Source organism: Rhizobium sp. Root1220 (assembly GCF_001426265.1).
Lineage (GTDB): Bacteria > Pseudomonadota > Alphaproteobacteria > Rhizobiales > Rhizobiaceae > Rhizobium.
This window is the reverse complement of sequence record NZ_LMDG01000033.1, coordinates 129,767-149,598: the sequence shown is the minus strand read 5'-3', so window position 1 is coordinate 149,598 and position 19,832 is coordinate 129,767. Positions and strand designations below refer to the sequence as shown.

Annotated in this window: 23 protein-coding genes; 14 read left to right on the top strand and 9 right to left on the bottom strand. The window is 60.6% G+C overall.

From position 1 onward, the window contains the following. The first annotated feature begins 26 nt into the window (after nt 1–26). From ASC90_RS19890 to ASC90_RS19875, 4 genes are read left to right on the top strand one after another with little or no spacing between them, the layout of a single operon-like run. Nucleotides 27–983 carry a heme o synthase gene (locus tag ASC90_RS19890; protein WP_056544120.1) on the top strand — a complete coding sequence of 319 codons (957 nt, stop codon included), beginning with the start codon at nt 27–29 and terminating at the stop codon, nt 981–983. Continuing rightward, the gene (locus tag ASC90_RS30300) at nt 983–1,108 is read left to right on the top strand and encodes a hypothetical protein (protein ID WP_056544117.1); all 126 of its coding nucleotides are present in this window, start codon (nt 983–985) and stop codon (nt 1,106–1,108) included. The genes ASC90_RS19890 and ASC90_RS30300 overlap by 1 nt, the downstream gene beginning before the upstream one ends. 12 nt (nt 1,109–1,120) lie before the next feature. Beyond that, the gene (locus ASC90_RS19880) at nt 1,121–1,726 is read left to right on the top strand and encodes a cytochrome c oxidase assembly protein (RefSeq protein WP_056544113.1); all 606 of its coding nucleotides are present in this window, start codon (nt 1,121–1,123) and stop codon (nt 1,724–1,726) included. A 58-nt stretch (nt 1,727–1,784) separates the two neighbouring features. Next, nucleotides 1,785–2,660, top strand: a complete 876-nt coding sequence (locus ASC90_RS19875; RefSeq protein WP_056544110.1) for a cytochrome c oxidase subunit 3 — start codon at nt 1,785–1,787, stop codon at nt 2,658–2,660. 62 nt (nt 2,661–2,722) lie between these two features. Here the strand turns inward: ASC90_RS19875 and ASC90_RS19870 are convergent, their stop codons facing one another. Next, entirely contained in the window at nt 2,723–3,364 is a 642-nt protein-coding gene (locus tag ASC90_RS19870) for a chloramphenicol phosphotransferase (RefSeq protein ID WP_056544106.1), read from the bottom strand. 130 nt (nt 3,365–3,494) lie between these two features. Between ASC90_RS19870 and ASC90_RS19865 the strand changes: the two genes are divergently transcribed. The 6 genes from ASC90_RS19865 to ASC90_RS19840 all read left to right on the top strand — a co-directional run bounded on the left by ASC90_RS19865 (nt 3,495) and on the right by ASC90_RS19840 (nt 8,049). Then, nucleotides 3,495–3,878 carry a DUF983 domain-containing protein gene (locus ASC90_RS19865; RefSeq protein ID WP_056544102.1) on the top strand — a complete coding sequence of 128 codons (384 nt, stop codon included), beginning with the start codon at nt 3,495–3,497 and terminating at the stop codon, nt 3,876–3,878. Then, the gene (locus ASC90_RS19860; protein WP_056544909.1) at nt 3,871–4,626 is read left to right on the top strand and encodes an SURF1 family protein; all 756 of its coding nucleotides are present in this window, start codon (nt 3,871–3,873) and stop codon (nt 4,624–4,626) included. The genes ASC90_RS19865 and ASC90_RS19860 overlap by 8 nt, the downstream gene beginning before the upstream one ends. A 62-nt stretch (nt 4,627–4,688) precedes the next feature. Continuing rightward, nucleotides 4,689–5,690: a 4-hydroxy-3-methylbut-2-enyl diphosphate reductase gene (ispH, locus tag ASC90_RS19855; protein ID WP_056544099.1), complete on the top strand. Its 1,002-nt coding sequence runs from the start codon at nt 4,689–4,691 to the stop codon at nt 5,688–5,690. Nucleotides 5,691–5,749: 59 nt separating this feature from the next. Beyond that, nucleotides 5,750–6,715, top strand: a complete 966-nt coding sequence (locus tag ASC90_RS19850) for a homoserine kinase (protein WP_056544097.1) — start codon at nt 5,750–5,752, stop codon at nt 6,713–6,715. Continuing rightward, nucleotides 6,712–7,152 carry a ribonuclease HI gene (gene rnhA, locus ASC90_RS19845; protein ID WP_056544094.1) on the top strand — a complete coding sequence of 147 codons (441 nt, stop codon included), beginning with the start codon at nt 6,712–6,714 and terminating at the stop codon, nt 7,150–7,152. The genes ASC90_RS19850 and rnhA overlap by 4 nt, the downstream gene beginning before the upstream one ends. 93 nt (nt 7,153–7,245) lie before the next feature. Beyond that, entirely contained in the window at nt 7,246–8,049 is an 804-nt protein-coding gene (locus ASC90_RS19840; RefSeq protein WP_056544091.1) for an endonuclease/exonuclease/phosphatase family protein, read from the top strand. 88 nt (nt 8,050–8,137) lie between these two features. Here the strand turns inward: ASC90_RS19840 and fdhA are convergent, their stop codons facing one another. After that, on the bottom strand, nt 8,138–9,328 hold the full coding sequence (gene fdhA, locus ASC90_RS19835) for a formaldehyde dehydrogenase, glutathione-independent (RefSeq protein WP_056544906.1): 1,191 nt from the start codon (nt 9,326–9,328) through the stop codon (nt 8,138–8,140). A 246-nt stretch (nt 9,329–9,574) separates the two neighbouring features. Between fdhA and ASC90_RS19830 the strand changes: the two genes are divergently transcribed. Then, nucleotides 9,575–9,883 carry a Dabb family protein gene (locus ASC90_RS19830; RefSeq protein WP_056544086.1) on the top strand — a complete coding sequence of 103 codons (309 nt, stop codon included), beginning with the start codon at nt 9,575–9,577 and terminating at the stop codon, nt 9,881–9,883. 31 nt (nt 9,884–9,914) lie between these two features. Here ASC90_RS19830 and ASC90_RS19825 read toward each other — a convergent pair whose 3' ends face one another. The 5 genes from ASC90_RS19825 to ASC90_RS19805 all read right to left on the bottom strand — a co-directional run bounded on the left by ASC90_RS19825 (nt 9,915) and on the right by ASC90_RS19805 (nt 14,090). Then, nucleotides 9,915–10,814: a metal ABC transporter substrate-binding protein gene (locus tag ASC90_RS19825; RefSeq protein WP_056544084.1), complete on the bottom strand. Its 900-nt coding sequence runs from the start codon at nt 10,812–10,814 to the stop codon at nt 9,915–9,917. Nucleotides 10,815–10,832: 18 nt separating this feature from the next. Further along, nucleotides 10,833–11,705: a metal ABC transporter permease gene (locus ASC90_RS19820; protein ID WP_056544082.1), complete on the bottom strand. Its 873-nt coding sequence runs from the start codon at nt 11,703–11,705 to the stop codon at nt 10,833–10,835. Further along, nucleotides 11,702–12,442, bottom strand: coding sequence for an ABC transporter ATP-binding protein (locus ASC90_RS19815; protein ID WP_056544079.1), 741 nt, complete (start codon nt 12,440–12,442; stop codon nt 11,702–11,704). The genes ASC90_RS19820 and ASC90_RS19815 overlap by 4 nt, the downstream gene beginning before the upstream one ends. 257 nt (nt 12,443–12,699) lie before the next feature. Next, the gene (locus ASC90_RS19810) at nt 12,700–13,185 is read right to left on the bottom strand and encodes a peroxiredoxin (protein ID WP_056544077.1); all 486 of its coding nucleotides are present in this window, start codon (nt 13,183–13,185) and stop codon (nt 12,700–12,702) included. A 74-nt stretch (nt 13,186–13,259) separates the two neighbouring features. Continuing rightward, nucleotides 13,260–14,090 carry a protein-disulfide reductase DsbD domain-containing protein gene (locus tag ASC90_RS19805; RefSeq protein ID WP_056544074.1) on the bottom strand — a complete coding sequence of 277 codons (831 nt, stop codon included), beginning with the start codon at nt 14,088–14,090 and terminating at the stop codon, nt 13,260–13,262. A gap of 139 nt (nt 14,091–14,229) precedes the next feature. On the opposite strand from ASC90_RS19805, the gene ASC90_RS19800 reads away from it, so the two are divergent. The 3 genes from ASC90_RS19800 to ASC90_RS19790 all read left to right on the top strand — a co-directional run bounded on the left by ASC90_RS19800 (nt 14,230) and on the right by ASC90_RS19790 (nt 16,273). Beyond that, nucleotides 14,230–14,835: a YqgE/AlgH family protein gene (locus tag ASC90_RS19800; RefSeq protein WP_056544071.1), complete on the top strand. Its 606-nt coding sequence runs from the start codon at nt 14,230–14,232 to the stop codon at nt 14,833–14,835. Nucleotides 14,836–14,913: 78 nt separating this feature from the next. Beyond that, nucleotides 14,914–15,105 carry a CsbD family protein gene (locus ASC90_RS19795; RefSeq protein ID WP_056544067.1) on the top strand — a complete coding sequence of 64 codons (192 nt, stop codon included), beginning with the start codon at nt 14,914–14,916 and terminating at the stop codon, nt 15,103–15,105. 82 nt (nt 15,106–15,187) lie between these two features. Further along, entirely contained in the window at nt 15,188–16,273 is a 1,086-nt protein-coding gene (locus ASC90_RS19790; protein WP_056544064.1) for a putative zinc-binding metallopeptidase, read from the top strand. Nucleotides 16,274–16,283: 10 nt separating this feature from the next. Here the strand turns inward: ASC90_RS19790 and ASC90_RS19785 are convergent, their stop codons facing one another. After that, the gene (locus ASC90_RS19785) at nt 16,284–19,196 is read right to left on the bottom strand and encodes a sensor domain-containing phosphodiesterase (protein ID WP_056544059.1); all 2,913 of its coding nucleotides are present in this window, start codon (nt 19,194–19,196) and stop codon (nt 16,284–16,286) included. Beyond that, on the bottom strand, nt 19,193–19,807 hold the full coding sequence (locus tag ASC90_RS19780) for a GNAT family protein (protein WP_056544056.1): 615 nt from the start codon (nt 19,805–19,807) through the stop codon (nt 19,193–19,195). The genes ASC90_RS19785 and ASC90_RS19780 overlap by 4 nt, the downstream gene beginning before the upstream one ends. Between the last annotated feature and the right edge of the window lie 25 nt (nt 19,808–19,832).

The following is a 19,832-nucleotide window of genomic DNA, read 5'->3' as shown; positions in this document are numbered from 1 at the left end:
CGCCTTAAAGTTTGCAGGACGAGACAATGACAGTAATCGGCAATCGCAAAGCTCTTGCGCACGACAGCGAGTTTCGCCTGTCGGAAGCGAGTGCGCGCGATTATTTCGAGCTGCTGAAGCCACGCGTTATGTCGCTTGTGGTCTTCACGGCATTTGCGGGCCTGGTGCTGGCACCCGGTCACATCAACCCGGTCATCGGCCTGATCGCCATTCTCTGCATCGCCGTCGGCGCCGGCGCTTCGGGTGCGCTGAACATGTGGTACGACGCCGATATCGACGCAATCATGACCCGCACCGCCAAGCGCCCGATCCCCGCCGGACGCATCGCGCCAAGTGAAGCGCTGGCCTTCGGTCTGGTTCTTTCCTGTTTCTCGGTGACGATCCTCGGGCTCGCCGTCAATTGGCTCGCAGCCTCGATCCTCGCCTTCACTATCTTCTTCTACGCCGTCATCTACACAATGTGGCTGAAGCGCTCGACATCGCAGAACATCGTCATCGGCGGAGCAGCCGGTGCGTTTCCGCCGATGATCGGCTGGGCTTGCGTCACCGGCACCGTCACCATCGAGAGCGTCGCGCTTTTCATGATCATCTTCCTCTGGACGCCGGCGCATTTCTGGGCGCTTGCCCTGTTCAAGATGCGCGACTACGAGGCCGTCGGCGTGCCGATGCTGCCGAACGTGGCCGGCGAGCGGGTCACCAAGCATCAGATCGTTGCTTACGCCATTCTGACCGCACTTTGCGGTGTGGCTCCGACGATGCTCGGCTTTGCCAGCACCGCCTACGGTTTTGTCGCCGCCACGCTCGGCGCGATATTCATATACTGTTCCATCGCCGTCTGGCGCATGCCGGATGGCGACGAGAAGATGGTTCCGGCAAAGAAGCTCTTCGCATACTCCATCGTTTATCTGTTTGCCATCTTCTCGGCCCTGATGGTTGACCGGGCTGCCGCGCTGCTCGTCTGGCATGCGGGAGGCCTTTTCTGATGGATACGGTCAAGCTTACCGAAGCGCAACGCAAGTCGCGCCGCAACCGTAACGTCGCCCTTGGCCTGGTCCTGGCGGGCCTCGTGGTGCTCTTTTACGCGATCACCATCGTGAAGTTTACGTAGGGCGAATGTAACATGAGCGAAACGCAGAGCACGCCCAGGAAGCCGCGCAACAATGGCGCAGTCGTTTTCATGTGCCTTGCCTTCGTCTTCGGCATGGGCGCTGCCAGCTATGCGGCGGTGCCGCTTTACCGAATGTTCTGCCAGCTCACCGGCTACAACGGCACGACGCAGCGCGTGGAGCAGGCTTCGACCGTGGTTCTCGATCGCAAGATGCGCGTCACCTTCGACGCCAACGTCGCGCCTGGATTGGAATGGGACTTCAAGCCAGTCGAGCGTGAGGTCAATCCGAGGATCGGCGAAACCATCCAGGTCAATTTCACCGCCGTTAACAAATCGGACAAGCCCGAGCGTGGCCAGGCGGTGTTCAACGTGACGCCGGGCGAGGCGGGCGTTTATTTCAACAAGGTGCAGTGCTTCTGCTTCAACGAAACCGTCCTGAAGCCGGGCGAAAAACTTGAAATGCCAGTGGTGTTCTATATCGATCCGGATATCACGAAGGCCGTGGAATCCAAGGATATCCATACGGTTACATTGTCATATACGTTCTATCCGAAAGAGGGTCCGAAGCCGCTCGCTTCGAATGCGGGTGGACCGGAAGAGCTTGAAAAGAAACTTTGATTGAGGGTCGTTTCCGGTTAAGCCGGAACGAAGAGGAAGAGATCCGGGGATAGCATACATGGCCGATGCGCATCAGAAACATCACGACTATCACATCATCGATCCTAGCCCGTGGCCGCTGATAGCCTCGATCGGCGCCTTCGTAATGGCGTTCGGCGGCGTTGGTTTCATGCGTTACGTCAACGGCGGCTCGCTGCATATCTTCGGGATCGAATGGGCTCATCCTTGGCTCTTTTTCATCGGCCTTGCCATCGTTCTCTACGTCATGTTCGGCTGGTGGTCCGACACCATAAAGGAAGCGAATGACGGCGCGCACACGCGTGTTGTCTCGCTTCACCTGCGCTACGGCATGATCATGTTCATCGCTTCCGAAGTGATGTTCTTCGTTGCCTGGTTCTGGGCCTATTTCGATGCCAGCCTCTATCCGCATGAAGCCATCCAGGCATCGCGTCTGGCCTTCACCGGTGGCCAGTGGCCGCCAAAGGGCATCGAGGTTCTGGATCCGTGGCACCTGCCGATCTACAACACCGTCATCCTGCTTCTGTCGGGCACGACGGTGACCTGGGCGCACCACGCGCTGCTGCACAATGATCGCAAGGGTCTGATCCAGGGCCTGACGCTGACGGTTCTGCTCGGCATCCTGTTCTCCGCCGTCCAGGCCTACGAATACGCTCACGCGCCGTTTGCCTTCAAGAACTCGATCTACGGCGCGACCTTCTTCATGGCGACCGGCTTCCACGGCTTCCACGTTCTGGTCGGCACGATCTTCCTGATTGTCTGCCTTATCCGCGCGATGCGTGGAGACTTTACACCAAAGCAGCACTTCGGCTTTGAAGCCGCTGCCTGGTACTGGCACTTCGTCGACGTGGTCTGGCTCTTCCTGTTCTTCAGCATCTACGTCTGGGGCGGCTGGGGTGCGCCGCTCGCGGGCTGATCAGAGCGGAAGTGAAAATAGAAAAGGCGGGTGTCACGGCTCCCGCCTTTTTCGTTGGCCGATCAGCGCGCCTCGGCGATGCGCTCGAAAGCGGAAGGTTCCGGAATGCCGATGTCGAGCTGCTGTCGTATTGCCTCCGCGCATTCGGCGGGCGTCAGCACCGATGTATCGAGTTCGAGGTCGTAGATGCCCGGAATATGGACCTCTTCCTGCCAACGTCGCACAGGGTCAGGAACGGTGCCTGTTTCGGTTGCCGCGCTATAGAGCGACTCGCGACCGGGAACGACAAGTTCGCGCCGCTTCATGATGACCTCGATTGGACATCTGACCCCGACGAAAAGAACCGGCAATCCCTCAAGGCGGCGCGCGCAATCGGCAAGGATGCCGAGCGGCTGGGAGTAGGCGTCGTGGTGGCCGAGATCGGCGACGACATTGAGGCCTAGCCCCGCATGAATGGCGATCGACTCGTAGAGCGAAGCATAGAGGAAAGGCACCAGCTCCTCGAGATCCGGGCGCTCGCCACCAGGCCTTAGACCGATTCCTGGCAGGTACCGCTCCGGTGTCATCTCGTTGTAAGTGTCAACGCCGAAGTTCATCCACGGCCCGTCGAATTGCGACTGGACCGCCTTCACGATCGATGATTTTCCGCTTCGCGGCGCGCCGTTCAGGATTACGATCTGTCCGGCCGAGCTGTCGTTGGTCATCAGTTTTCTTCTTCTGTTTGGCGCGAATCGGTGAGGCGAAAGCGCGCAGGCATTTCCTTTCGTTCTGCGAATACATTATGGGTGACTTAAGGCAGGCGCCCCGAGAAGCACAGCCAGCTGGAAGGATAGCATGAACGAGGACAGCGCGCATTTCCCACCTGTCGATCCTGTGAAAACAGGTATCAAGGGCTGCTGCCCGCGCTGCGGCCAGGGGAAACTCTTCGACGGTTTGCTGGGGCTGAAGCCCCGTTGCGCCGCTTGTGGGTTCGGCTACGATTTCGCCGATGCCGGCGATGGCCCCGCCGTCTTCGTCATCCTGATCGTCGGTTTCATCGTCATCGGCTCGGTGCTCTGGCTGGAGGTGAACTACTCGCCGCCGATCTGGATGCACATCCTTCTCTTCGGCCCACTCACGATCGTTCTCTCCCTGATCGCCTTGCGCTGGTGCAAGGGCATCCTGATCGCCATGCAATACCGTCACAATGCCCGCGAAGGACGCCTTTCACGTGACTGACATCGAAAGCCCGGCGGCTCGCCGCCATCGGCCCGTCCTGACGGGAATTGCGGTGCTGATAGCGCTCGCCATCCTTATCACCCTCGGCACCTGGCAGGTCGAACGTCTCCACTGGAAGGAAGGCTTGCTGGCCGACATCGCCGAGCGCCGCTCCACGCCGCCGGTGCCGCTTGTCGACATCGAGGCGATGGTGGCCAAAGGTGGGGATATCGAATACCGCGAGGTCACCGCGTCCGGCGTCTATGACAACAGCCGCGAGCGGCACTTCTTTGCCACCTGGCGCGGCCAGACCGGCTACTACATCTACACTCCGCTCCAGCTTGCCGACGGCCGCTATCTTTTCGTCAATCGCGGCTTTGTTCCTTACGACAACAAGGAACCGGAAATGCGGATGCAGGGCCAGTTGACAGACGAGCAGACGGTAACCGGCCTTGCGCGCGCCAAGCTGCCCGGCAAGCCCTCGTGGGTGGTTCCCGACAACGATATCGCCAAGAACATCTTTTACTGGAAGGATCTCGACGTGATGGCGTCGAGCGTCGGGCTCGACAAGGCAAGCGTCTTGCCCTTCTTCGTCGATGCCGACGATACGCCCAATCCCAAGGGCCTGCCGATCGGTGGCGTCACCGAGGTCGCTCTGCCCAACAACCATCTGCAATACGCCTTCACCTGGTACGGACTGGCCGCGACGCTGGTGGTGATCGTCGCAATCGCCCGGTTCCGCAAGCGCGGCAACCCACCCACGCAATAGTATCGCTTCAATTCTCACCTATATTGGGCTAGAGAGCCCTATCCCTACAAACCGGAACAGACATGAATATTGCGGCGAAACCTCCCTTGATGATCAGGCTCTGCGGACCGCGCGGCTTCTGCGCCGGTGTCGACCGCGCCATCCAGATCGTCGTGCTGGCGTTGAAATCCTATGGCGCACCGGTTTATGTCCGCCACGAGATCGTCCACAATCGCTATGTTGTGGAGGGCTTGGAAGCCAAGGGCGCTGTCTTCGTCGAGGAGTTGAACGAAATTCCGGAAGAGCATCGCGCCCAGCCGGTCGTCTTCTCCGCCCATGGTGTTCCCAAGTCGGTTCCGGAGGATGCGACAAGCCGCAATCTCTTCTACCTGGACGCCACGTGTCCGCTGGTTTCCAAGGTCCACAAGCAGGCGATGCGCCACAACAAGCTCGGCCGCCATGTGATCCTCATCGGACATGCCGGGCACCCGGAAGTGATCGGCACCATGGGGCAGCTGCCGGAGGGTTCGGTGTCGCTGATCGAGACCATCGAGGATGCCGATGCCTATGTGCCCGTCGATCCCGACAACATGGGCTACGTGACGCAGACGACGCTTTCGGTAGACGATACGGCCGGTGTCATCGCACGCCTGCAGGAGCGCTTTCCGAACCTGACGGCACCAGCCGCCGATTCCATCTGCTACGCGACCACGAACCGTCAGGAAGTCGTCAAGCAGGCAGCCCCCGGCTGCGATCTGTTCATCATCGTCGGCGCGCCGAACTCATCCAATTCCAAGCGTCTCGTTGAAGTGGCGTTGAGGGCAGGGGCGAAGAAGTCGATCCTCGTGCAGCGCGCCTCGGAGCTGGACTGGGATGACATCGGAGCGATCGGAACGCTAGGCCTTTCGGCCGGTGCTTCCGCACCCGAGGTGATCGTCAATGAGATCATCGAGGCCTTCCGCGCGCGTTTCGACGCCAGCGTCGAGCTTGCTGAAACGGTCCAGGAAAACGAACATTTCCTCGTCAATCGCGAGCTGCGCAATATCGAGCTGACATCGGCCGACATGGCGTTTGTGAATGGGTGAGGTACTCCTCAACCTTTTAGTAGACGTGTTATCGACGCAACATTTTCGCGGGACATAAATTGGCAGTCTATACCGATATTTCCGAAGACGATTTGAAGTGGTTTCTGACGGAGTACGACACCGGCACGCTGCTGTCCTACAAGGGCATCGCGGAGGGCGTCGAAAACTCGAACTTCCTTCTGCACACCTCGAGGGATCCGCTGATCCTGACGCTTTATGAAAAGCGCGTCGAGAAGAACGACCTGCCCTTCTTCCTCGGTCTCATGCAGCACCTCGCCGCCCGCGGCCTGTCGTGCCCGCTACCGCTGCCGCGCAAGGATGGCGCGTTGCTCGGCACACTGTCCGGCCGGCCGGCAGCACTCATCTCCTTTCTGGAAGGCATGTGGTTGCGCAAGCCCGAAGCCCGGCATTGCCGCGAGGTCGGCAAGGCGCTGGCGCAGATGCATGTCGCCGGCGACGGCTTTGAACTGAAGCGGCCCAATGCGCTCTCCGTCGATGGCTGGCAGGTGCTCTGGGACAAGTCCGAAGCTCGCGCGGACGAAGTCGAAAAGGGCCTGCAGAACGAGATCCGCAGCGAGCTCGCTTTTCTCTCGGCCCACTGGCCGAAGGAGCTGCCGTCGGGCGTCATCCACGCCGATCTCTTCCCCGACAACGTCTTCTTCCTGGGCGACGACCTGTCGGGCCTGATCGACTTCTACTTCGCATGCAACGACCTGCTCGCCTATGACGTCTCGATCATCCTCAACGCCTGGTGTTTCGAAAAGGATGGCGCCTACAACATCACCAAGGGCATGGCGCTGCTCGAGGGTTACCAGAGCGTCCGACCGCTCGCCGAAGCCGAATTTGCGGCACTGCCGATACTGGCACGCGGCTCGGCGCTGCGCTTCTTCCTGACACGGCTCTACGACTGGCTGACGACGCCGGAAGGCGCGCTGGTCACCAAGAAGGATCCGCTTGAATATCTGCGCAAGCTGCGCTTTCACCGGCAGATTTCATCCGCTGTAGAGTACGGAATTTCGGCATGAAGCACGTCGACATCTACACGGACGGCGCCTGCTCCGGAAATCCCGGCCCAGGCGGCTGGGGGGCGGTGCTGCGCTACGGCGACGTGGAAAAAGAACTCTGCGGCGGCGAGGCCGACACTACCAACAATCGCATGGAATTGCTGGCCGCCATCTCCGCGCTGACGGCACTGAAAAGCCCCTGCGAGGTCGATCTCCACACCGATTCCAAATACGTCATGGATGGCATATCCAAGTGGATATTCGGCTGGAAGAAGAACGGCTGGAAGACCGCCGACAAGAAGCCGGTCAAGAACGGAGAGCTATGGCAGGCGCTCGACGCGGCCAACCAGAGCCACAAGGTCAAGTGGCACTGGGTCAAGGGCCACGCCGGCCACCCCGAAAACGAACGTGCTGACGAACTGGCCCGCAAGGGAATGGAGCCCTTCAAGAAGCGCTAGAGCTTGTCGACAAGAACTGCGCGAAAACAGAGACATAGAGCGTTTGATTGAATCAGATCGGGAAAGCGCCAGGATATCGATTGGGAGGGTGCGGTGCGCGTGATCTCGCTGAACGCCTGGGGTGGCAAGCTGCATGCACCACTGATGCACTATCTGGCTGCCGCCGATCCGGATGTCCTCTGCCTGCAGGAAGTCACGCGTTCGGTCACGGTCTCTTCGGATTGGCTGGAATATCGCGATGGCATCCACATTCTCCCGCAACGCGCCAATCTCTTCGATGAGATCAAGGCCATTCTCCCGACCCATGACGCCTTCTTCGCGCCGATGGCGAGGGGCAAGCTGTTCGATGGCGATGCGGAGGTCTGGTCTGAATTCGGCCTCGCGACTTTTGTGCGTGGAACGTATCCGATCATCGGCCATGCGATGGATTTCGTGCACGGAAGCTTCTCCGGCGACAGCTACGGACCGCATCCTCGCGCACGAAACGCGCACTGCGTCCGGCTTTTCGATTATGCGGCCGATCGCCCCGTAGCCATTGCTCAGCTTCACGGTCTACGCGACCTGGCAGGCAAGGGCGATACACCGGCGCGCCACGCCCAGGCCGATGCTCTGGTCGGGCTGATCGAGCGCCTCTGGCGTCAGGGTGAGGCGCTGGTCGTTTGCGGCGACTTCAATGTCCTGCCGGGCAGCGTCATGTTCGAGGCGCTTGCGGGTCTGGGACTGAAGGATCTGGTGACAACGCGTGGCTACACGGATACGCGAACCTCGCACTACACCAGGGAAGGCCGCTTTGCTGACTACCTGCTGGTAACTCCCGACGTGGGCATTCGGACATTCCAAGTTGTTGAACAGCCGGAGGTCTCGGACCATCGCCCTCTGCTGCTTGATTTCGAATAGGCGATCATCGCCCAAAACGGTCGACGAGGCGATACGACACAGCGGGCGCAATGGGCGCCCGCTGCATCTGTCTTGGGAGACGTGGTTTTCAGGCAGCCTTCGCTACATCTCCGTGAGGGTCGAGGACGAATTTCGTGGCGGCACCCTGGTCGAAGCTCTCGTAGCCCTGAACCGCCTCTTCGAGCGGAATGACCTTCGCATTGACGATATCGGCAATCGGCAGACGGTCATGCAGGATTGCCTGCATCAGCTGCCGATTGTACTTCAGCACCGGCGTCTGGCCGGTGTGGAACGACTGGGCCTTTGCCCAGCCGAGACCGAAGCGTAGCGACAGGTTGCCGCTCTTGGCTGCGCTGTCCGTTGCGCCCGGATCTTCGGTGACGTAAAGCCCGGGAATGCCAATTGAACCGGCCGCACGGGTGATATCCATCATCTGGTTGAGAACGATCGCCGGCTGCTCGCCGCCGCTATGGCCCCGCGCCTCGAAGCCGACGGCGTCTATGGCGCTGTCCACCTCGTTGCTGCCGGTCACCTGGGCAATCATGTCGCCGAGGCGATCGCTCTGCGAAAGATCGATCGGTTCGAAACCGACACGGGCCGCATGGGCAAGGCGATCCTTGTTGAAGTCGCCGATCATCACCACGGCAGCACCGAGAATGCGGGCGGAGGCCGCCGCCGCTAGCCCGACCGGACCGGCACCTGCAACATAAACCGTGGAGCCGACCCCCACGCCCGCCCGCACAGCGCCGTGGAAGCCGGTCGGAAGGATGTCGGAAAGCATGGTGAGGTCGCGGATCTTCTCCATCGCCCGGTCGCGGTCGGGGAATTTCAGCAGGTTGAAGTCGGCGTAGGGAATGGTGACATAGCGAGCCTGTCCGCCGATCCAGCCGCCCATGTCGACATAGCCATAAGCGCCGCCAGCGCGCGACGGATTGACCGTCAGGCAGACGCCGGTGTCCTGCGACTTGCAGCAGCGGCAACGCCCGCAGGCGACATTGAAGGGCACGGAAACGATGTCGCCGACGTTGAGCATTTCGACGTCGATGCCCTTCTCGATGATTTCGCCGGTGATTTCGTGGCCGAGCACGAGGCCGGGCATCGCCGTGGTGCGGCCGCGCACCATGTGCTGGTCCGATCCGCAGATGTTGGTGGAGATCACCTTCAGGATCACGCCGTGCTCGATCCGGCGACCGTCTGGCGCCTCGAGCTTCGGATCGTCGATGTCGTGGATCTCGACCTTGCCGGGCCGCATGTAGACGACGCCTCGGTTCTTGCTCATCTTCATCTCCTCCGTTGAAAATGTTGCAGCCTGCGCCTGGCTCCTCTTCCCTGCGCAGTCTCCTGATGCAGCTTAGTGCAGAATGGGTGGAGTGTCGTTCCGTTTACGACGGTTTTCGGGCCGAAATGGCCGTTGCCACGCACCCGCTGGGCGCGGCGGAAGCCACGCCAAGGGCACGCGCTTTGTGGCTTGCCCTTGGAGGGTTTCCCTCTATTGTGCCGACATTGTCATTCGGGAGGCCACCACATGATCCTGCACTGCGTGCTGATGCGGCTGAAAGCCGCGATGTCGGCCGATGATAAGCAGTCATTGTTCGAATCAATCGTCGCGCTGAAGCAAAGGATTCCGGGCATTCTCGACATCAAGCACGGCCCCAACGTCTCGCCGGAAGGCTTGCACGCCGGGTTTGTCGATGGTTTTGCGGTAACGTTCGAAAGCCCGGAAGCCCGCGACATCTATCTCGTTCATCCCGACCATGTCGCCGTCGGCGAGCGCATTATCTCGTCGACGGACGGTGGGCTTGGCGGTCTTATCGTTTTCGACCTCCAGGTCTGAACCTTCAGGGCAATCGGCTCTTACCGAGCCGTCAGCTGGTCTTCGCCATGGCGGCGGCGATCTGGTTGACGTTGTAACGGAACATTTTCTCGTAGGTCGAGGCTGGTCCCTTCGCGTCGGAGAGCGACTCGACGTAGAGCTCCCCGCCCGGTTGCGCGCCCGTCGCCTTTGCGATTTGCCGTACGAGGCGTGGATCGTTCGAATTTTCGAAGAAATAGGTCTTCACATGTTCGGCCTTGATCTGGTCGATCAGCTTGGCGACGTCGGCGGCGGAGGCTTCGCTTTCAGTCGAGACGCCGAGCGGCGACAGAAAGCTGACATTGTATTCGCGGCCGAAATAACCGAAGGCGTCGTGGCTGGTCAGCACCTTGCGCCGGTCGTCCGGTATTTTCTCGAATTTCGAGTGGGCATAGGCATCCAGTTCGTCGAGCTTCTTGAGATAGGCTTCGGCGTTCGCCTTGAATGCACCGGCATCTGCAGGGTCGGCTGCCGACAGCGCCTTCTCGATATTGGCGACCCAGACCTGCACGTTGACCGGGCTGTTCCAGACGTGCGGATCGGTGACGGTCTTGCCGTCTTCTTCCATGGTACGGGTATTGATGCCCTCTGACACGGTGATCGGCTGTCCCTTGTAGCCGGAAGCGCTGATCAACCTGTCCATCCAGCCCTCAAGGCCCTCGCCGCTGACGAAAGTGACCTTTGCGGCATTGAGGTTCTTCGCATCGGCGGGCGAGGGTTCGAATTCGTGGGGGTCGCCATTCGGTCCGACAAGGCTTGTGACCTTCACATGGTCGCCGCCAACCTGTTTGACGACATCGGCCAGTACGGTGAAGGACGCGACGACCTTCAGAGTTTCGGCCGAAGCCGGCATGGCCGAAAAGGCCATCAGGGCCGCGAACGCCACCGAATGAAGCAATCTGCGAGAAGTCATGGGAGTCTCTCCTTGGTGTCAGCCCTTCAAATGCGGGCGCGGGAAGTAGCGCCGGACAACGCCCGACGGTGCTAGGAAAATCGAAAGGCCATAAAACAGCGCGCCTGTGGCGATGATGGTTGGCCCCGAGGCGAGCTCGAGGTGATAGGAGGCGATCAGCCCGAAATAACCCGAGGCCGAAGCGCTGAGAGCTGCTACGGCTATCATCGAAGGAAGGCTCCGCGACCAGAGTTGGGCAATCGCCGCCGGCAGCATCATCAGGCCGACCGCCATCAGCGTTCCAAGCGCCTGGAAGCTGGCTACGAGATTGAGCACCACAAGCACCAGGAAGATGAAATGGTAGACCGGGCCGCGCCCGCCAACCGCGCGCAGAAAGCCGGGGTCGAAGCATTCGACCACCAGAGGCCGGTAGATGAACGCCAGCGTCGCCAGCGTCACTGTTGTTATCACGCCGATCTGGTGGAGCGCGGCGGCGTCGATCGCCAGGATGGTGCCGAAGAGGACATGGAGCAGGTCGATGTTGGAACCGCGCAGCGACACGATCAGGACGCCGAGCGCCAGAGACGCCAGATAGAAGCTGGCAAAGCTCGCATCCTCCTGCAGCGCGGTGGTGCGGCTCACGATACCGGACAGCAGTGCAACGGCAAGTCCGGCCACGAGCCCACCGATTCCCATTGCCGTCAGCGACAGCGATCCGGCGATCAGATAGCCAATCGCGGCGCCCGGCAGGATCGCATGGCTCATCGCATCACCGACAAGGCTCATGCGCCGGAGCATGAGAAAGACACCGATCGGCCCGGAGCCGAGCCCCAGGCAGAAGCAGGCGATCAGCGCGCGGCGCATGAAGCCGTAGTCGGCAAACGGCGCGAGGAAGATGTCGTATGCAGTCATGCTGCCGGCTCGCAGACGCCGGCGTCATTGTCCCAGCGCTCCGCCATCGCCCGCGCCTTGAGTAGGTTGCGCGCCGACATGACGGCCGCGGTAGCGCCCCAATCGATCGCTTCTCGCGCCAGCAGCAGGGTTTCGGGAAAATGGGCGCGGACCTGCTCGAAATCATGGAGGACGGCGACGACGGTTCGCCCTTCGCCATGCCAGCGATTCACTATATCCAGCAAGTCCCGGGTGGTCCGGGCATCGATTGCTGTGAAGGGTTCGTCGAGAAGAATGAGCTTGGCGTCCTGAACCAGCAGCCGAGCGAACAGGACACGCTGAAACTGGCCCGCCGAAAGTGTCCCGATGTGCCGTTCGTCGAAGCCTTCGAGGCCGACGGTCGAGAGAGCGCGATTAGCGCTCTCTTTTTCGCTTCGTGCGATGCGTCCGAAAGCACCGGCCTGCCGCCAAGAGCCCAGCAGGACAGTATCGAGAACCGAAATCGGGAAGCTCCGGTTGATATCGGCGGCTTGCGGCAGGTAGCCAAGATCCGTCCGCCTGAGTTGGTGAGTGACACTGCCTTCGGACGGTCGGATTTGTCCCATGATCGCCTTCAAGAGGGTCGACTTTCCGGCGCCATTTGGTCCGGCAATAGCGGTCAGGCTGCCGGACGCGATCGTGCCGGATACATGATGGATGGCGGGATGCCGCTCATAGGAGACGGTCAGATTGGAAAGACGAACGAGCGTATCGTTCATGGCAGCAGCGTTGCCCAGTGGATTGCCGCCCAGAGCAGGCAACTCAGCAACACCGCATAGAGCACGCGACCCGCAGCGGAAAGTTCGATCAATCGGTTGCTCATCTTCGCGTGGCGGAACATAGATCACCTAGATATGTAATAACATTACGTTTATGCTATAACAAACATGGCGAGAAAGTGGCGGCGAGATGCTTTGCCGGAAATAAAAAAAGCGGCCGACGAAGGGCCGCTTTTATGATCGGGGGAGAGGGGCGTCTAAAGTTGTTCGAGCATCGTCGCCGCGCCGGAAACCGTCGCCTGGCCGGGGCTCTCTTCGATGTTCAGGGTCTTGACGACGCCATCCTCGACCAGCATCGAGTAGCGCTTCGACCGGACGCCGAGACCTCCAGCGGAAAGATCGGCTTCAAGGCCAAGTGCCTTGGTAAATCCGGCATCCCAGTCGGCGAGAAAGTGGATCTTGCCCAGCCCACCGGAGGATTGCGCCCAGGCTCCCATAACGTGCCAGTCGTTGACGGCGAGAACGGCGATATCGTCGACACCCTTGCCGAGGATGGAATCGCGGTTCTCCAGATAGCCCGGCAGATGGTTCAGCGAACAGGTCGGGGTAAAGGCGCCCGGTACGGCAAACAGCACGACGCGCTTGCCCTTGAACAGTTCATCGGTGGTGATCTCAACCGGCCCGTCGGACGTCTTCTCCTTGAAGGTGGCGGCAGGAAGCTTGTCGCCGATCGCGATGGTCATGGATATCTCCTTGGTTGCTTGGCAGGGCGGCTCGAGCGCCGCAAAGGGGTGGGTGGGTTGACTATAAAACGCCATCACTCAAAGGCAAGCGGTGCCTCGATGGCTCGCGCGCCGTCGATGACGAGCGCGCTCCAGGTCTTGCCGCGGACGTCGTAGTTCTTGGGAAGCTTGCCGATCGAAATGGTGGCGGCAAAGCTCGTTCCATCGCGCATGCTGGTCAGCTGCCTGGTAAAGACATAGCCGTTCGGTCCTGTCACGATGACCTGCGGGGCGGTTTCGCCGGCGTCCGGCAAGGTGATTTGAAGCGACAGTTCCCTGAGGTCGACAGATAGTTCGTGCCCGGTGACGCTGAAATCCGAAGAGGGGCTCTCGGGCAGAGCAGCCTCGGCAGCATCCAGAATCGCCGTCTCCTCCGGATTTGTTTGCGCGTCCATCGTCAGCGAGAATTCAGCTTGAAACGGGATGCAGATGTCTTTGCAGATGCCGATGAAGGCGCTGGCATCCAGGTTACCGACAGCGATATCTTTCGCCGTCAGCTGTATTGGTAGGGTGACCGGCGCGTCATAGGCCACCTCGTTGACCTTCTCGGTCACGATGTGTTTGGGAATTGGATAGCTTACGTGGTCGAGAGAGACGTTCGCCGACGACACCGTGATCTGAGGTGGAATACCGCTGTTTCCCGGTTCGCGCCAATAGGTGATCCAGCCGGGTTTCGGCTCGATTTGTAGGCCCGCGCGCATCTTCCCATCCACGTCGGGCGGCAGCGCGATCAGTCGCATCCGTCCGCCTTCATTGTCGGCCCAAGCACTCGTTGCCGCGTGTGCCGGCTGAAGGAACGGCAGCGTTCCGACGATCGACACCGCGGCGACAAGGATTTGGCAGGCGGCAAATGAAATAGTCTGCATGGATCAAAGGTTTATTGAAAATCCCTATGCCCGGCTAGAAGTACCGGGCATTTAAGTTCTCATTTTCAGTTGATTGATACGTGACATTGGCCCATGCTTCGATTGTTGTGGCCTGATGCGGTCTGCTGCGGGAGTGATGATGTCCTTAGCAACCCTGAAAAACAAACGTGAACGCGGCTTCTTCGATGGCCAGTTCCTCATTGCCATGCCGGGCATGGAGGATCGGAACTTCGCCCGCACGGTTATCTACATCTGCGCTCATTCCGATCAGGGCGCCATGGGATTTGTCATCAATCGCCCACAGAACCTCACCTTTACTGATGTGTTGCTGCACCTGGACATGATCAAGGATGAGGAAGCGATCGTGCTGCCGCCGCATGCGCGCGACTGCCCTATCCAGACCGGCGGCCCGGTCGAGAGCGGCCGAGGCTTCGTGCTTCATTCCGACGACTATCTCTCCGACTCCAGCATTCCGGTCAGCGACGATATCTGCATGACGGCGACGCTGGACATCATCCGCGCCATTTCGAAAGGCGACGGTCCGAAACGCGCTACCATGCTTCTCGGCTATGCCGGCTGGGGTGCGGGTCAGCTCGAGGCGGAAGTCGGCAACAATGGGTGGCTCAGCTGTGCGGCGAACGAGGAATTGATCTTCGACCGCAGCCTAGACGACAAGTATGACCGTGCCCTTGCAACGATGGGCATCAATGCGGCCATGCTCTCGGTGGAGGCAGGCCACGCATAATGCGTGGAACGATCTGCGAAAGTTCGCGTTTCTTTTTGGCATCTGGACATACAGTCCGGGTCCAAGAGGAGATATTCTATGGGTAGCACCACCGACAAGATTACTGGCAAGGCAAATGAGATTGCCGGCAAGGGCAAACAGGCCGTCGGCAAGGCCACGGACAACAAGTCGCTGCGCGGCGAGGGCGCAGCCCAGGAAGCCAAGGGCAAGGCCCAGGTTGCAACGGGCAAGGTCAAGGACAAGCTCAAGGGCGCTGTTGATCGGCTGTAACGCCGATGGTCGAGAAACCGTATGCCTGCCGCATCAGATGCGGCAGGCGTTTTTAATTTGAGGTTCTGAAGACGAGGCCGTGATGCGACTGTTTGCCTGCGACAACTGCGATCAGGTTGTCCATTTTGACAATAGGCATTGCGTTCGCTGCAATTGCCGGCTTGGCTTTTTGCCAGACGATCTTTCCATGCACGCCTTGGAACCGAGTAGCGACGATGTGTGGCATCTGGTCGCCCGGTCCGATCGTCAGGTGCGATTCTGCGCCAATGCCGGGCTCGACATCTGCAACTGGCTGATCGACGACGACGAGGCCGGCGGCTTTTGTATTGCCTGCCGGCACAATCGGCTGGTGCCAAACACCGGTTCGGTGGACGGGGTCGCGCGATGGCGGCGCATAAGTCAGGCACAGAGGCATCTGTTCTACTCGTTCCTGCGGTGGCATCTCCCGCATCCGGACCGCCAGCAGGATCCGACGGGCGGGCTCGTATTCGATTTCCTTGAAGACACCGTGCAATCCGACGGTATTGTCGTTCCTGCAATGACCGGACATGAGGAAGGCCTGATTGCGATCCGTGCTGCCGAGGCTGACGATCTGACACGCGAGCAGGCCCGGGCATCGATGAACGAGCCCTACCGCACGCTGCTTGGCCACTTCCGTCACGAGGCGGGTCATTTCGTCTGGAACAAGCTCGTCCGCGATCGCAACGGCTTCGAAGGCTTCCGTGCGGTATTCGGCGACGACCGTCAGGACTACAGCGCGGCGCTGCAGACCCACTATTCAAACGGCGCGCCGCTCGGGTGGCAGGAGAGCTTTATCAGCGCCTATGCCGCTTCCCATCCCTGGGAGGATTTCGCCGAATGCTTTGCCCATTGCCTCCATATCGTCGATACGCTGGAAACGGCGCGTGCCTTCGGCATCGCGACCGATCCACGGGGGCACCACGAGATGGCCACCGAGGTCGATTTCAATCCCTACAAGGCAGGCAGCGCCAAGCAGCTTGTTGATGCCTGGGTCCCGCTGAGCGTGGCGATCAACGCCATCCAGCGCAGCATGGGGCAACCGGATTCCTATCCGTTCATTCTATCGCTGCCAGTTGTTGCGAAGCTTGAATATATGCTTCAACTGATCCAGGCGGCAGGCGTGGAACCGAGCCAGGCGGCCGCCTGAACTTGCCCCTTTACGCCCGCTTGGTCAGCGGGAAACGCTCCTTCAACAGGCGCAACACGGATTCCGATGCCATCGGCGGACCGAACAGGTAGCTTTGACCGTAGGTGCAGCCCATCTTGGCGAGTTCGATAGCATCCTCGTTGGATTCGATCCCCTCGGCGACAATCTTCATATCCAGCTCGCGCGCCATGGTGATAACGGAGCGAAGCACGGTCGCCTTCTTGTCGCTGTCGTCTCGCACCAGCGCCTTGTCGAGCTTGATCGTGTCGAACGGGAAGCGGGTCAGATAGGCAAGCGAGGAATAGCCCGTTCCGAAGTCGTCGAGCGCCAGGCCAAGCCCGATGCCGCGGAGTTTCTCCAGCACGAGCCGTGCCTGCTCCGGATTCTCCATGACCATGGATTCCGTCAGCTCGAGCTTCAGCCGCGATGGATCGCAGTGTGTCTTTGCCAGCACCGAGCGCACGTCGTCGTAGAGTTCGTTGTTCAACAGCTGGGCGCTTGACAGATTGATCGAGACGAAAATCGGCAGTTCGCCGGTCTGGTTCTCCCAGCCCATCAGATCGTTCGTCGCCTGCTCCAGGGCGAAAATGCCGAGCATGTTGATGATGTCGGACGTCTCTGCGATCGGAATGAATTCCGACGGAGGAATGTTGCCGCGTTTAGGATGTTCCCAGCGCATCAGGGCCTCGAAGCCGGCGATTTCGACGTCTTCCAGCCCGGCAATCGGCTGATAGACCATCGAAAGCTCCTTGCGTTCTATGGCGCGGCGGAGGTCGGATTCGAGCTGCAGCCGGTCGGCGCCGAAATCGCGGAACGCCGGCTGGAACGGTTCCACCCGATTGCCGCCGGCGCGCTTGGCGCGGTACATCGCCAGCTCCGAGTCGCTGAGCATCCCGGCCGCACTTTCCTGGCGGTCGACGAAGGACGCTAGCCCGATCGAGGCGGTCAAAATGATCTCGCGATTGGCGAAGTTGATCGGCACCATGATCGCCTTGCTGATCGCATCGGCGAAATCGGCGATCTTTGCCGGGTCGCGCTCCGAAATAAGGATCAGACCAAACTGATCGCCGGAAAGACGCGCCAGCGTATCCTGCGGCTTCAGCAGCCGGCGCAGGCGGCGCGTCAACGCGATCAGAATGTTGTCGCCGGCTGCAATGCCGAGCGTGTCGTTCACGAGCTTGTAGCGATCGATGTCGATGACCATCACGGTCGGGCGAAGCATGTCTCCGCCGGGGGCCAGCGCAAGAACGGCCTGCAGTCGATCAAGGAACAGCTGGCGGTTCGGCAGGCCTGTGAGATTGTCGTGCAACGCGTCATGCAGCAGGCGTTCGATGGAGTTCTTCTGTTCGGTGACATCGACGATCGTGCCGACGCAGCGGATGATTTCACCGTTCGAACCAAGTACCGGACGGGCGCGAATGAGCAGCCAGTGGAAATGACCGTCTTCCGCGCGGATGCGGAACTCATGGTTCAGCCGTCCGCGGCGGTGCTCCAGCAGCACATCGAGCGTTGCCCGAAAGCGGTCGCGGTCATCGGGATGTAGTCGCGGTAGCCAGTTGCGGGCTGCCCCATGCATCGCGCCTGCCGCGAGCCCGAGCTTCACGGAGACGTCGGGAATGGTGACGACCCGGTCGCGCGCCACGTCCCAGTCCCAGACCATGTCGCCGGACCCGGTCAGTGCCAGTGATTGCCGCTCCAGGTCGGAGAACAGGCCTTGCTGGAACGCGCCGCCGGCAAAGGCATGCTGCATCACCGTGAAGCCGATCAGCAGCACGATCAGGACGAGACCGCCGCCCAGCGCCGGCTGGATGATGTCATTGTCGAGCCGCCCGGTGATCGTCAGCCACGCCCCGAAGATCCAGACGAGGATCAGCGCCCACGCCGGAACCAGGAGAATGGCGCGGTCGTAGCGGTTGAGGCCGAGATAGACGATCAGCAGCAGGCCCATCGTTGCCGTCAGCGCAAAGGATAGTCGCGCGACGCCGGCGGCAATCGACGGGTCGTAGATCGCCACGCCGAAAAGCAACGCAAGTCCAAGCACCCATGCAAATGTCAGATAGCCGAGATGCGTGTGCCAGCGATTGAGATTGAGATAGGTGAACAGGAAGATGACGAAACTCGATGCGAGCGCCACTTCCGCACACGCACGCCATATTCGCTGGTCGGCCGAAGCGATGCTGATCAGTTTGCCGAGGAACCCGAAGTCGACGCAGATATAGCCGAGCACGGCCCAGGCCAATGCCGCCGTCGCGGGCAACATCGAAGTGCCTTTGACGACGAACAGGATCGTAAGGAACACGGCAAGCAGTCCCGCGATGCCGAGCACGATGCCACGGTAGAGCGTAAAGGCGTTGATCGTGTCCTTGTAGGCGTCCGGCTCCCAGAGGTAGATCTGCGGCAGTTCGGGAGTCGAGAGCTCCGCGACGAAGGTGATGACCGCGCCGGGGTTGAGCGTGATCCGGAAGACGTCCGCTTCATCGCTCGGCTGCCGGTCGAGCGCGAAACCTTCGCTCGGCGTAATCGCGATGATGCGCTGCGAGCCGAGATCCGGCCAGAAAAGCTTGGAGTTCACCAGCCGGAAGTGCGGCGCCACGATGACGCGATCGAGCTGTTCATCCGAGACGTTGGCGAGCGCAAACACAGCCCAATCGCCCTGGTGGTTTTCCGAACTGGCACGTACCTCAATACGGCGGCGGATGCCATCGGCGCCTGCAGCGGTGGAGACCTGGAAGGCCTCGCCCTGGTTGGCGTAAATCTCGGTGGTGGCGGTCAGATCGAGCGCCGTGTCGTCTCGCGAGATCTTGACCGGCTCGGCGGCCTGCGCAGCACCTCCCATGAGGGCCAGTGCCGCCAGAAAAAGAACTGCGATCACCGCGATAAGTCGTCCGGCCGGTGATAAGGGCAGCAAGCGGTTGTTCGTCATCGGCTGTCGGTTATCCTGCCTTTATCCGTGTCGGTGGCCAGCAGTGAATACATCACATGGTCATGCCACTGGCCGTTTATCTTCAAGTATCCGCGCAGATAGCCTTCCCGCTGAAACCCGGCTTTTTCAAGCAGGCGGATGCTCCGAGCATTGTCTGGAATACAGGCTGCTTCGATGCGGTGCAACTCAAGCCCAGCGAAGATGTAGGGTATAACCAACCGAAGTGCGGCGAACATATGGCCCCGGCCGGCATGAGCCTCGCCCATCCAGTAGCCGATCATGCAGCTCTGCGCCGCACCGCGACGGATATAGCCGATCGTGATGCCGCCGAGCAGCGTCATGCCGTTCTTTCGAAACAGCAGGAGCGGCACCGCCTGACCCGAGGCGTACTCCTGCTTGCCGCGAATGACGCGAGCACGGTAGGCGCCCTCCGTCAGTTCGTCACGCCGCCATGTCGGCTCCCATGGCTCCAGAAACTGCCGGCTTTCGGCGCGCAGCTTGTGCCACTGATTGAAGTCCTGGTAGCGGGGGAGGCGCAGCACGTAGTGCTCGTCCTCGATCTCCACTGCTTCCGGCTGCCGCGACAGGAACCGAAAAACCGATTTTGGCATCGATCACTCCCCGGACAGGATGGAC